Origin of the sequence: Chryseobacterium piperi, from assembly GCF_002285635.2 — a bacterium.
GTDB classification, from domain to species: Bacteria; Bacteroidota; Bacteroidia; order Flavobacteriales; family Weeksellaceae; genus Chryseobacterium; species Chryseobacterium piperi.
Genome location: NZ_CP023049.2, coordinates 2,073,123 through 2,086,579, shown reverse-complemented (window position 1 = coordinate 2,086,579; position 13,457 = coordinate 2,073,123). Strand labels below are relative to the sequence as shown.

Sequence of the window (13,457 nt, the reverse complement as noted above, 5' to 3'; positions counted from 1 at the left end):
TTAAGATTCGTTATTTAATACTTTATTCAAAATAAAGTCAAATATTAATTGTATCTTTGCAAAAATTTTAAAATATTTAATGAATTTATTTACGGAGACCAATTTAAGTCCTGACATCCTTAAGGCAATTGGCGAAATGGGTTATGAAAGCCCGACAGAAATCCAAAAACAGACTATCCCTTTTATTCTTTCAGATATACGCGACTTGATCGCACTTGCGCAGACTGGGACAGGCAAAACTGCAGCGTTTTCGCTTCCGATTTTGGATATGATTGACGATACGAGTCGCAAAATCCAATTATTGGTGCTTTGTCCGACACGAGAATTATGTCTTCAGATTTCTAAAGACATAAAAAATTACTCTAAATACATGCAAAACATCAAAACTACAGCAGTTTACGGTGGTAGCAGTATTATGGATCAGATTCGTTCTTTAAAGGACAAACCACAGATTATTGTGGGAACTCCGGGAAGAGTAATTGATTTAATTAATAGAAAAGCTCTTGACTTTTCTGCTATTCATTGGTTGGTTTTAGACGAAGCCGATGAAATGCTTTCAATGGGTTTCAAAGACGAATTGGAAACAATTTTAAGTGAAACTCCTGAAACAAAACAAACATTCTTATTCTCGGCAACGATGAGTAAAGAAGTGGAAAGAATTTCTAAAAATTATCTTACCAATCCACATCGTATTTCGGTAGGTTCTATTAACGAAGTTAAAAAGAACATTAAACATGAATACTATGTTGTAGGATACCGTAACAAAAAAGAAGCTCTTAAGAGACTAATTGATGCTAACCCTAATCAATATTCCATTATTTTCTGTAGAACGAGAATGGAAACTCAGGAAGTAGCAGATTTCTTAATGCAGAACGGATATGCGGCTGATGCTCTTCACGGAGATCTTTCTCAAGCGCAGAGAGATACTGTAATGAAGAAATTCAGATTGAAGAATATCGATATTTTGGTAGCGACGGATGTGGCTGCAAGAGGTTTAGATGTAAACTCTCTTACGCACGTTATCCACTATTCATTACCTGATGATCCTGAAGTATTTGTTCACAGAAGTGGTAGAACAGGTAGAGCAGGAAAAGACGGAATCTCAATGTCTTTAATCAAGCCTGAAGAAAGCAGAAAACTAAAACAAATAAAATCTGCAACCAAAATTGAAATTAATGAAAAGATAATCCCAACGGGAGATGAAATCATTAAAGCTCAGGTTGGTGGTGTTTTTGAAAAATTATTTACAGAACACGAAGATTTATTTGAATTTGATGACAGCTTAATTCCTGATCTAAGTAACTTCACTAAAGAAGAATTAGTTCACAAGTTGTTACAGTTCCAGTTGAAAGACCTTGCATTATTCTACAAAGATAAGCATGATCTTGTTGAGCAGAAATTCAACAACAGAGATGATGACTATTCCAGAAGAGACAGAGGTCGTGACAGAGACAGAGGAAGAGACCGCGATAGAGGAGGAGACAGAGGAAGAGAGCGTGGTGGAAAGCCTAGAAAGAAGAACGAGAATATGGTAAGATTCTTCTTCAACCTGGGTAAAAAAGACCAATTAAAAAAACTCGATGTTTTAGAAATTATCAATAAAGCGACTGCTGGAAAAAGCAAAAAAAGAGCTGAAATTGGAGATATCGAAATTTTAGAGAAATTTTCATTCTTTGAAGTAGAAAAATCATTTAAGGGAGACCTTTTAAGTAATATTTCTTCAATGAAGTTTAAAGGAAAAGATATGAGAGCTGAAGAGGCTAATTAAAACTCATTTCAAATCATATAAAACCGGCATTAATGCCGGTTTTTTTGTTTGATAATCAGTACTTAAACCAATGTTAACAAAACTTAACGTTAGATCTTTTCAGGTAAGGTGCTTTTTTAGGAAATTTGCAGACGAAATTATATAAATACTTAAAAATGGGAATTGGTAATATTTTCCACGCTTTTCAGCCAAAAGATAAAATTTTCTTCGTACTTTTTGAAAAGGTAACTGAAAACCTGGTTGCAATGTCTGAGGAATTCAACAACGGAATCAAGGATTTTGATGTGAATGATGATACTATGTTGAAGAAAATGAGTGATTATGAGCATAAGAATGATGAGCTTACTCACGAAATCTTTGTAGAACTTGGAAAAAACTTCATTACTCCATTTGATCGTGAAGATATCCACACTTTAGCTACAGGATTAGATGATATCGCAGATTATATCTACGCATCTACAAAATATATTTTCTTATACAAATCGCCTTTGATGAAGGCTTATGCAGATTTCTCACTATTGATCCACAAAGCATGTCTGGAGATTCAGAATGCTATGAAGAACCTGAAAGGTTTTAAAAACATGGATCAGGTAAAAGAAGCTTGTATTAAAGTGAACTCAATTGAAAATATTGCTGATGATTTGCTTTCCAATTCTATGGTAGAATTGTTTGAGACGAATGATGCAATCAATATTATCAAAGTTTCATCCGTACTTAATTACCTTGAAATAGTAACCGATAAAGCAGAAGATGTTGCCAATACGATTGAGAACATCATGATTAAATACGCGTAAACAATATAACAAAAAAATGGAATTTCCGATTTTACTTACGGTTATTATTGCTTTAGCTTTAATCTTCGATTATATTAATGGTTTTCATGATGCGGCCAACTCAATTGCAACAATTGTTTCTACAAAAGTTTTAACTCCGTTTCAGGCTGTACTTTGGGCTGCACTCTGGAACTTTGCTGCATTTTTTATTGCTGCGTACATTATTGGAGAATTTAAAATTGGTAATACCATAGCTAAAACGGTCAATGAGAACTTTATTACATTAGAAGTAATATTTTCAGGGCTTATAGCGGCTATCGCCTGGAATCTTTTGACCTGGTGGTTTGGTATCCCTTCTTCGTCATCACATACGCTGATTGGTGGATTCTTAGGAGCTGCATTGATGCATGCTTTTATGATGGACTATCATAATGTGGTCGCAGAACAGCCTAACTTAGGAACGTTTGAAACCTTTAAGCTTGCTTTTCATCAGGTTACGACACAAAGTGTGGTGAAATTTGATAAGGTGATTCCTATTTTCCTATTTATTTTCATGGCGCCAATTATAGGGATGGTGATCTCGATTATCATTACATTAATTATTGTTCACCTTTATAAAAAATCAAACCCACATAAAGCAGATAAATCTTTTAAAAGATTACAACTTGTATCCTCAGCTTTATTTAGTTTAGGACATGGTTTGAACGATGCACAAAAAGTAATGGGTATTATCGGTGCAGCATTGATCTACTACCATGTGGAGGTTCTGCGTGATCCGGTTTATCTTAATATTCCTTCTGCAGGTCGTTTTGATTATTTTGCACAACATTATTTATGGGTTCCTTTAGTATCTTTCTTAGCGATCGGTTTAGGTACCATGAGTGGAGGTTGGAAGATCATCAAGACAATGGGAACTAAAATTACAAAGGTAACTCCGCTAGAAGGGGTAAGTGCTGAAACAGCAGGTGCAATTACCTTATTCATTACAGACCACTTTGGTATTCCAGTATCTACTACTCATACCATTACAGGATCTATTATAGGGGTTGGTTTGACGAAGAGAGTTTCCGCAGTGAGATGGGGAATAACAGTAAGCTTACTTTGGGCTTGGGTGTTAACGATTCCGATCTCTGCAATTGTGGCAGGAATTACTTACCTTTTGGTTGTATGCTTTTCTTAAAATAGAAATTTAATAACAATACTAAAACTTTGTCCAAATGGGCAAAGTTTTTTGTTTTATAAAGACTCGAAAAATTGTATTTTTGTTGAAATTATAGGATTTTATGGAATTTTTAGACAAATACCAACAGCTCGTTGCTGATGCCATTACCAGATATACTTTTAAAGATAAGCCAGCGGAACTTTATGAACCGATGAACTACATCATCTCGCACGGTGGAAAACGCCTGCGCCCTATTATGGTTTTGATGGCCTGCGATTTGTTCGGTGGAGATCTTAAACAGGCAATCAAACCTGCGTTAGCGATCGAATTCTTCCATAATTTTACATTGATTCATGATGATATCATGGATGAAGCTCCTTTACGTAGAAATAAACCAACCATCCATACGTTACATGGAATTAATGTAGGAATTCTTTCAGGAGATGGATTACTGCTTAAAGCATATAAATTCTTTGAAGATCTTGAACCTGAAATTTTCAAAGCATGTATCAGGATTTTTACCCACACAGGGCTTTTGCTATGTGAAGGTCAGCAATATGATATCAACTTTGAAACACAGGAAGATGTAACTTTCGATGATTATATCAGAATGATCACGTATAAAACCGGAGTATTAAGCGCTTCTTCATTTGAAATTGGAGCATTGATTGCAAAAGCCAACTTTAAAGACGCTAAATCGATCTTTAATTTTGGAAAACATATCGGAATAGCATTCCAGATTATGGATGACTATTTGGATGTGTTCGGTGACCAGGCTCAGTTTGGTAAAAAACATGCCGGAGATATTTACGAAAACAAAAAGACGGTTCTTTATTTGATGGCCAGAGAGCACGCAACAGATGAAGAAAGAAGAGAACTTGACCACTGGTATTCTAAGAAAACGGATAATATTGATAAAGTATATGGAGTTGAGAAAATATTCAGAAGAACCAAAGTAGATGAAAAAGCGTTGCGTTTAATTGAAAAACATAACGAAATAGGCCAAAGCTATCTTAAAAAAATAAACATTCCCGAAGAAAAGAAAAAGCCTTTCATAGAACTGGCGAACTACCTTTTGAGAAGAGAGAGCTAAATAAGATCATAGGGTTTAGGGCTTAGGACTATCCTAAAACCTAAGCCCTGATCCCTTAAAAAAATGAAATTCAGAACTGAAGTTGACCTCAAAGCGTCAGAAAAAAAGATCGAAATTGAAGATAGAATATTTTCAATAGGTTCCTGCTTTGCCTCAGAGATGTCCGATTTGTTAGGACAAGGCCAGCTTCAGACGATTAATAATCCGTTTGGAACAGTTTTTAATCCGTTTTCGATCAATACTGCTATACAAAGGCTACATGATTCGGATTTTTATACAGAAGAGGATTTAATAACGTTTAATGAAGAATTTATCTCACTGGATCATCACACGAGTTTTGACACGAGATATATTCATCAGACGCTTGAAAAGATCAATACGAAAATAGAGGAGGGGAATTTGTTTCTTCAAGATACCAACTGGGTCATTATTACCTACGGAACTTCCTTTATCTATGAGTTTAAGCCGAAGAAAAAACTGGTGGCTAATTGTCATAAGATTCCACAAAAATATTTTGAGAAAAGGCTTTTAACACATCATGAAATAACAGATTCTATTTATAATACTGTTTTAAGTCTTAAAGATATTTGTAAAGAAGACGTTCAGATTTTATTTACAGTTTCCCCTGTTCGCCATACAAAAGATGGAATGGTAGAAAATCAACTCAGTAAATCTAAATTGATTACAGCCGTTCATGAAGCTGTTTCTATTATTGAAAATTGCCATTATCTGCCGGTTTATGAAATGTTAATGGATGACCTGAGAGATTATCGTTTTTATAAAGAAGATATGATACATCCCAATTCTCAGGCTGTTCAGTATATTTTTGACAAATTTGGATCTGCTTATTTTTCTGAAAATACCCAAGAGTTTATTAAGGAAAATTTTAAAATTAATAAAGCGCTGCAGCATAGGACAGAGGATGAAAAAGATCCAAAATACCTGGATTTTAAAGAAAAACTGAAACAAAAGATTGAAAAGCAGCAGCAAAAGGTAAAACATAGAATATTCTAGCTGTTATGATAGACTTTACAGACATTCAGTATTTGGAAAGTGGAAATCAAAAACAGAAAAGAGCTTTTGAGCTGCTTACCCGATATCAAATTTTTGAAAAGTTGAAATCCTTTTCCCCAATCCTTGCCGGAACGATTCCCATTGAACTAGATATTGAAGGAAGTGATCTGGATATCATCTGTGAAGTTTCAAATGAGAGAAATTTCCTGGAAACAATAGTTGTAAATAAGCTGATTCCTGATGACACTGATGTTATGATTGAAAATGTTGAAATAAGGGGTGAAAAATGCATTATATTAAACTTTATGCTGGAAGAGTTTGCTATCGAAATTTTTGGACAGAATAAGCCGGTGACAGCCCAGAATGCCTACAGGCATATGATTGCTGAATATAAAATATTACAGGAAAGAGGAAACGAATTTAAACAACAGATCATAGAATTAAAAAAGAAAGGGATAAAAACAGAACCAGCTTTTGGTTTGTTGATGGAATTGGAAAATCCCTATGAAGATCTATTAAAATTTTAAAACAATGATTGATACACATACGCACTTATACGCAGAAGAATTTGATGAAGATAGAAAGGAAGCTATTCAAAGAGCAATAGATAAGGGAATTACTGAGTTTTATCTACCTGCTATTGACTCTGAATCTCATGAGAAGATGCTTCAACTGGAAAAAGAATATCCAAAACAGATCTTTTCAATGATGGGATTACATCCATGCTATGTAAAACCTGAAAGTTGGGAGAAAGAGCTCGAAATTGTTAAGAATTATCTTGATCAAAGATCATTTCCGGCTATCGGAGAAATTGGGATCGATTTATATTGGGATAAAACAACTTTAGATATTCAGGTTAAAGCTTTTGAACAGCAGATTGATTGGGCAATAGAAAAAGATCTGCCAATTGTGATCCATACCAGAGAAAGTTTCGATGAAACATTTGAAGTACTGGAACGTAAAAAACACCCTAAGCTTAGAGGGATATTTCATTGCTTTTCCGGAAACCTGGAACAGGCGAAACATGCGATTGATTTAAATTTTATATTGGGAATCGGTGGAGTAGTAACTTTTAAAAACGGAAAAATAGACCAGTTTTTACAGGAAATCCCATTAGATAAAATTGTTCTTGAAACAGATTCTCCATATTTGGCTCCTGTTCCACATCGAGGAAAAAGAAATGAAAGCTCTTATTTGGACCTTGTGGTAGGGAAATTGGTCAATATTTATAACAAAGATTTTGCTGAGATTGACAGAATTACTAATGAAAATGCAAAAGCAATGTTCAAGTAGGTTGATCTCCAAAGGTATATAAATAAAAAACCTTCTCAATTTTGAGAAGGTTTTTTATTTATATATTATTTCTTTCTGAAAAAGCTTTTATTTTTTGGCTTTTTAAAACCTACATCTTTCTTTTGAGTTGGTTTTGGTCTGCCTGAGCTAGCATTACCGGTCATCGGTTTATTGTTGGAATCTCTTTTCTGAGCGACCAGATTATCAGTGTGGAACGGATGATCTTTAACTACAGGGATTTTTAATCCGATAAGCTTCTCTGTATTTTTCAGATTCAAAAGATCTAGGCTATCGACAAAAGAGATTGAAGTTCCTTCAGCACCGGCTCTTCCGGTTCTTCCGATTCGGTGAACGTAAGTTTCTGAAACATCAGAAAGCTCATAGTTGATTACATATTTCAGTTCATCAATATCAATTCCTCTTGCTGCGATATCCGTTGCAACCAAAACTCTCGTTTTTCCTGATTTGAAATTATTCAAAGCATTTTGACGTGCATTTTGAGATTTATTTCCGTGAATAGCCTCTGCAGAAATATTACTTTTCTGTAATGTTCTAGCAATCTTATCCGCACCGTGTTTGGTTCTGGAAAAAACTAAAACCGATTCAGAAATATGATCTTTTAAAATATGGGTAAGCAATCCTAATTTATCTTCTTTCTGAACGAAATAAACAGATTGTTTAATAGTTTCTGCTGTCGAAGAAACCGGAGTTACTTCTACCTGTACAGGGTTGTTTAATATTGAATTGGCCAGCTTCTGAATTTCAGGCGGCATGGTAGCAGAGAAAAATAAAGTTTGACGTCTTGGCGGCAAAAGCTTAATAATTCTTTTAACATCATGTACAAAGCCCATATCCAACATTCTGTCCGCTTCATCAAGAACAAAAATTTCAAGATTTTTAAGGCTTATAATGCCTTGTGCAATAAAATCAAGAAGTCTTCCCGGGGTTGCCACTAAAATATCTACTCCCTTTTTTAGAGCAGCTTCTTGTGATCCTTGCTTTACTCCTCCAAAAATAACCAGCTTTCTTAAGGGCAGGTTTCTTCCGTAGGCATTAAAGCTTTCTTCGATCTGTATTGCTAATTCTCTCGTTGGAGTAAGAATTAAAGCTTTGATATGATTGCTTTTTGGGCCCTGGCGCTCTGCCAGATTCTGTAGAATAGGAATAGCGAAAGCAGCAGTCTTACCTGTTCCGGTCTGTGCAGTTCCTAATAAATCCTTTTTTTCAAGAATAGATGGAATAGCTTTTCCTTGTATAGGAGTTGGTTTTTCATAACCTTCCTGTTGAAGCGCATCTAAAATGGGCTTGATAATTTTTAAGTCTGTAAATAACAAAATATATTGCGTATTAAAAATAATGCGGTCGAAGTAGTATACTTCATCATTTTTAGCGAATCTGCTAAAATTGATTAACAGAATTTTTAAGTAAACTTAATTACGAAAGGGCTGAGAATGCCGCGAAATATAATGCAAAGATAGGTTAAATTAATTTAAGTGAAATATTTAACCTATACCTATGCAAATAGAGCTTGGAATGTGTGCTTTTTTATAGCGTATTCTTGATGAACTTATTTAAATTGATAACCTATACCGGCTTGTAAAAAGCCAGCCTTAACAGGCCATCCATTACTTTGGGACATTCTGAAGAAATTGAAATTGTATCTGGCATCCACAAAGAAATTCTTGTTAATTTTGTATTCTGCTCCCAAAAACGGATATAAATTAAGGGTTCTCAAACCTTCAAAATCATGAGTGTTCTCATCAAGAAATGTCGTCTTTACCTTTGAAGAAATATTGAATGCGAAGTTCATCCCAACAGAAGCAGATAATTGAGGAATAAGACTATATTTTACAGAAATAGGAACTTGAAGTTGAGAAAATTTGTAATTATAGTAAGTAATTCCCATATTAACAACCTCGTTGCCTACCAGCTGAACCAGATCTACGCCTACTTTACCTCCAATCTGAGTATACAACAATTCTCCCTGTAAAGAAACTTTCGGAGATAGGGGATGCTCCACAAGACCTCCCAGATAGAAAAAGGATTTTGAATCCAGTTTTTCGTCAGCAAATTTCATAGTTGAAAGGTTATATCCGGCTTTTACTCCGAAGTTTACCTGTGCTTTTGAGATTGCTGAAATACTTAATAATACAACGAATAAAAGAGATTTTTTCATTAATTTAAAAATTTTATAGTTATTGTTTTTATATATAATAATAGAGTATACAAAAGCATACTCTATTAATTTTTTATAAATGATTAGAAATTTCTAACCGTGAAGTTTTTTCCAGATCGCATCTTTCAGTTCCATAAGCCCTTCTCCTGTAACTCCGGAGAAAAATAAAGGTTGTCTGTTTTCAGGAAACTCGGCTGCAATTTCTCTTTTAAGTTCATCATCCAGAAGGTCTGCTTTTGAAATAGAAATAATAAAATCTTTATCCAGTAATTCAGTATTGTATTCCTTCAATTCATTTTCAAGGATTTTAAATTCCTGAAAATGATCTTCAGAATCTGCAGGAATCAGGAATAATAAGATTGAATTTCGTTCAATATGTCTTAAGAATCTATGGCCTAAACCTTTTCCTTCTGCTGCTCCTTCTATGATCCCCGGAATATCAGCCATTACAAAAGATTTGTAATTTCTGTAGTCTACAATTCCTAAGTTGGGAGTCAGTGTTGTAAATGCATAGTTGGCAATCTTAGGCTTAGCAGCAGAAACTGATGCTAAAAGAGTAGATTTCCCAGCATTGGGGAATCCTACCAATCCTACGTCAGCCAAGATTTTAAGTTCAAAAACAACAAAACCTTCCTGGCCATCCATTCCCGGTTGTGCATAGCGAGGGGTCTGATTAGTAGAAGATTTGAAATGCTCATTTCCCATACCTCCTTTTCCTCCTTCCATCAGAATGATTTCCTGACCATCTTCTAAGATTTCACCAATGATCTCTCCTTCTTCATTTTTAGCGATTGTTCCGATTGGAACTTCTATATAAACATCAGCACCATAAGCTCCAGTCAGCTGGTTTTTTCCTCCGTTTTCTCCACGTTCAGCTTTTACATGACGTGTATAACGAAGAGGAAGTAGAGTCCATTCCTGGGCATTTCCTTTCATGATCACGTGACCTCCGCGACCTCCGTCTCCACCATCAGGTCCTCCTTTGGGAATATATTTTTCACGACGAAGATGCGCAGAACCTGCTCCACCATGGCCGCTTTTACAATGAATCTTAACGTAATCTACAAAATTAGACATATATTATTTGTTACGAGTTGCGAGTTACGGGATAGGAAACTCTCATCCCGTCCCCCGAATCCCGATTATTTTATTTTTTCTACTTCAGCAAACAATTTCTGGGAAATTTCGTTGATCTCACCAACTCCATTTACTTCTACATATTTCCCTTGCTGCTTGTATAATTCAGCTACTTCAGCTGTTTTAGTATAATATTCTTTAATTCTGTTTTGGATGATTTCTTCGTTGCTGTCATCAGATCTACCACTGGTTTCTCCTCTTTTTAGCAATCTTTCAACCAAAATTTTATCTTCTACGATTAATGACAGACAAACATCAATTTCGTCATTCAGTTCTTCTTTAACGATTTTTTCCAACGCCTCTGTTTGCACAGCAGTTCTTGGATATCCATCGAAAATAAATCCTGCTGCATCAGTCGGTTTTCTTAATTCGTCTACCAACATATCTATCGTCACCTGATCCGGAACCAATTCTCCTTTATCGATGTAAGATTTAGCTAATTTTCCCAATTCCGTATCATTTTTCATATTGAATCTGAAAAGATCACCGGTTGAGATTTGCTTTAGATTAAATTTTTCGATTAAATTTTGAGCTTGTGTTCCTTTTCCACTTCCTGGAGGCCCGAACAGAACAATGTTTATCATTTTTATTTAATTAGATATTTAAATTTAAATTTCAGATTTTGAAATTAATGGTTGATTTTTCCCTCTTCTAATTGATATAAATTCGAAAGATTTCTTCCCAATTCATCATAATCTAATCCGTAACCAAGAACAAATTTGTTTGGAATTTCTTTCCCAATATAATCCAGCTTGAAGTCTTTCTTATACACCTCAGGCTTTAATAAGAAAGAAGCCAGTTTTACAGATTTCGGACGTTGGGTCTCTTTAAAATATTTAAAAAGACTTTCCACGGTATTTCCAGTATCTACAATATCCTCTACAAGAATGATGTGACGGTCTTTTACATCCTTAGTCAGCTCCATTTTCTGGTAAACGATTCCGGTAGATTCTGTTCCGGCGTAAGAACTCATTTGAATAAAAGCAATCTCGCAGTTTCCCGGATAATGCTTTAAAAGGTCTGAGAAGAACATGATAACCCCATTCAAAACCCCTATAAAGACAGGAACTTCATCTTTGTAATCTTCATAAATTTTCAGCGCTGTCGCTTTTACTATTTCCTGAATTTCGGCGTCCTTTAAATAAGGAACAAAAGTTTTGTCGTGAACTTTAATGCTTTCCATAAAAATTTTTAGTAGTTGGCAAAGTTACGGATTTTTGATTTTTGATTAAAATGTTTTTATGTTTAATCCAGTATTTGCATTATATTTGCATACACAAAACCTAAAAATACGTTCATGTAGGATATAATTTCTTTCAGATTTGATCAGACAATAATCACCAGATTATTGATGTTTAACTTTAATTAGAAAGAAATCATGATTTTTCTACAACATATATCCTATAGGTTTCCTAACAGAGACCTTCTTTTCAGTCATATCAATTTAACAATACCATCCCATACAAAATCAGCTCTGGTTGGAAGCAACGGAACAGGAAAGTCTACGCTACTCCGTCTTTTAGCTAATGAAATTCAGCCTTTGGAAGGCAGTCTTAACATACAAGGCGATCTCTATTATGTTCCCCAGATGTTTGGGAACTTTAACCATGTCACGATAGCAGCATGTCTGAAAATTGACAAAAAACTAGAAGCTCTCCATAGAATTACGAATGGAGAAGTTGATGAAAAATATTTTGAAATTCTAAATGACGATTGGGATATTGAAGATCGAAGCCTAGATGCACTTCATTATTGGAATCTTGAAGGTCTGGATTTAAACCAAAAACTGGAAAACTTAAGTGGAGGGCAGAAGACTAAAGTCTTTCTGGCTGGACTACAAATCAACCATCCTGACATCATATTAATGGATGAACCTACCAATCATCTGGATTTGGAAGGGAGAAGATTATTATATGATTATATTGAAAAAAGTAATTCAACCATTGTGATCGTGAGCCATGACAGGGCTTTACTGAACTTTGTAGATACTATTTATGAATTAAGCAATCGTGGAATTGCTGTTTATGGTGGGAACTATGATTTTTATGCTGAACAAAAGGAGATTGAAGAAGAGGCATTATATAACGATATCCATTCAAAAGAAAGAGCTTTAAAAAAAGTAAAAGAAAAAGAACGCGAAACGCTGGAAAGGAAACAAAAACTAGATGCAAGAGGAAAGAAGAAGCAGGAAAAGTCCGGCGTGGCGAGAATTATGATGAATACACTTCGGAACAACGCTGAAAAAAATACCTCTAAATTAAAGAACATCCATGCTGAAAAAATTAATGATATTTCAGGTGACTTACGCGATTTACGTTCGTCTGTGAAAAATGCAGAGCAAATGAAAGTGAATTTTAATGATTCTGATCTTCATTCGGGAAAAATCCTTATTACTGCTGAAGAGGTCAATTTTAAGTATCAGGAAAAACTCCTTTGGAAAGAAAATTTGAATCTAGAAATCAGAAGTGGAGACCGGATTTCTATCAAAGGATTTAATGGCTCTGGGAAAACCACCTTAATAAAGCTCTTGCTTGGAAATTTGAAGCCCTTTGCTGGGGAAATCAGAAAAGCAGACTTTAATGTGATTTATATTGACCAGGAGTATTCTTTGATTGACAAAACCCTGACTATATATGAATTTGCACAAAAATTTAACGATCATGGATTACAGGAATCGGAAGTGAAAACATTGTTGTCAAGATTTTTATTTGGAAAAGAAACCTGGGATAAAAAGGGAGAAGTGCTGAGTGGTGGAGAACGTTTAAGACTTTTATTATGTGGACTTTCTATCAGTGAAAAGGCTCCGGATGTCATTGTTTTGGATGAGCCAACCAACAATTTGGATCTGCAGAATGTTGAAATTCTCACCGATTCTATTAAAGATTATCATGGGACATTACTGGTGATTTCCCATGATGAGATATTTTTGGATGATATCGGTGTGGAAAAGGAGATTGTACTGGATTAATTGCAGTTTTGGATATCGCAAAAGCATAAACTTTTAGCACCTTTTTTGTCATTCCGTAGAAATCTAAACGGTT

At 34.9% G+C, this 13,457-nt stretch carries 13 protein-coding genes; 8 read left to right on the top strand and 5 right to left on the bottom strand.

Going from position 1 to position 13,457, the window contains the following annotated elements:
* Window positions 1-79: 79 nt before the first annotated feature.
* From CJF12_RS08980 to CJF12_RS08950, 7 genes are all read left to right on the top strand, one after another.
* Complete coding sequence (locus CJF12_RS08980; protein ID WP_034682334.1) at window positions 80-1,768, top strand: DEAD/DEAH box helicase; 1,689 nt, start codon at window positions 80-82, stop codon at window positions 1,766-1,768.
* Between the two features lie 155 nt (window positions 1,769-1,923).
* Window positions 1,924-2,562 carry a DUF47 domain-containing protein gene (locus tag CJF12_RS08975; protein ID WP_034682332.1) on the top strand — a complete coding sequence of 213 codons (639 nt, stop codon included), beginning with the start codon at window positions 1,924-1,926 and terminating at the stop codon, window positions 2,560-2,562.
* 16 nt (window positions 2,563-2,578) lie between these two features.
* On the top strand, window positions 2,579-3,721 hold the full coding sequence (locus CJF12_RS08970; RefSeq protein ID WP_034682330.1) for an inorganic phosphate transporter: 1,143 nt from the start codon (window positions 2,579-2,581) through the stop codon (window positions 3,719-3,721).
* Between the two features lie 103 nt (window positions 3,722-3,824).
* Window positions 3,825-4,796, top strand: coding sequence for a polyprenyl synthetase family protein (locus CJF12_RS08965; RefSeq protein WP_034682327.1), 972 nt, complete (start codon window positions 3,825-3,827; stop codon window positions 4,794-4,796).
* A 63-nt stretch (window positions 4,797-4,859) separates the two neighbouring features.
* Window positions 4,860-5,810 carry a GSCFA domain-containing protein gene (locus tag CJF12_RS08960; RefSeq protein ID WP_034682326.1) on the top strand — a complete coding sequence of 317 codons (951 nt, stop codon included), beginning with the start codon at window positions 4,860-4,862 and terminating at the stop codon, window positions 5,808-5,810.
* A 5-nt stretch (window positions 5,811-5,815) separates the two neighbouring features.
* Window positions 5,816-6,337: a DUF4269 domain-containing protein gene (locus CJF12_RS08955; protein WP_034682325.1), complete on the top strand. Its 522-nt coding sequence runs from the start codon at window positions 5,816-5,818 to the stop codon at window positions 6,335-6,337.
* A gap of 4 nt (window positions 6,338-6,341) precedes the next feature.
* Window positions 6,342-7,103, top strand: a complete 762-nt coding sequence (locus CJF12_RS08950; protein WP_034682323.1) for a TatD family hydrolase — start codon at window positions 6,342-6,344, stop codon at window positions 7,101-7,103.
* A 65-nt stretch (window positions 7,104-7,168) separates the two neighbouring features.
* On the opposite strand, the gene CJF12_RS08945 is transcribed toward CJF12_RS08950, so the two are convergent.
* The 5 genes from CJF12_RS08945 to CJF12_RS08925 form a co-directional block, all read right to left on the bottom strand.
* Entirely contained in the window at window positions 7,169-8,437 is a 1,269-nt protein-coding gene (locus CJF12_RS08945; RefSeq protein ID WP_034682322.1) for a DEAD/DEAH box helicase, read from the bottom strand.
* 233 nt (window positions 8,438-8,670) lie between these two features.
* Window positions 8,671-9,279 (bottom strand): porin family protein, encoded by a 609-nt coding sequence (locus CJF12_RS08940; RefSeq protein ID WP_034682321.1) that lies wholly within the window; start codon window positions 9,277-9,279, stop codon window positions 8,671-8,673.
* Window positions 9,280-9,372: 93 nt separating this feature from the next.
* Entirely contained in the window at window positions 9,373-10,356 is a 984-nt protein-coding gene (gene obgE / locus CJF12_RS08935) for a GTPase ObgE (RefSeq protein WP_034682320.1), read from the bottom strand.
* A 65-nt stretch (window positions 10,357-10,421) separates the two neighbouring features.
* The gene (locus CJF12_RS08930; protein WP_034682319.1) at window positions 10,422-11,000 is read right to left on the bottom strand and encodes an adenylate kinase; all 579 of its coding nucleotides are present in this window, start codon (window positions 10,998-11,000) and stop codon (window positions 10,422-10,424) included.
* Between the two features lie 44 nt (window positions 11,001-11,044).
* Window positions 11,045-11,599, bottom strand: a complete 555-nt coding sequence (locus CJF12_RS08925; RefSeq protein ID WP_034682317.1) for a phosphoribosyltransferase — start codon at window positions 11,597-11,599, stop codon at window positions 11,045-11,047.
* Between the two features lie 195 nt (window positions 11,600-11,794).
* Here CJF12_RS08925 and CJF12_RS08920 point away from each other — a divergent pair, with 195 nt between their 5' ends.
* Complete coding sequence (locus tag CJF12_RS08920; protein ID WP_034682315.1) at window positions 11,795-13,384, top strand: ABC-F family ATP-binding cassette domain-containing protein; 1,590 nt, start codon at window positions 11,795-11,797, stop codon at window positions 13,382-13,384.
* The last annotated feature ends 73 nt before the right edge of the window (window positions 13,385-13,457 follow it).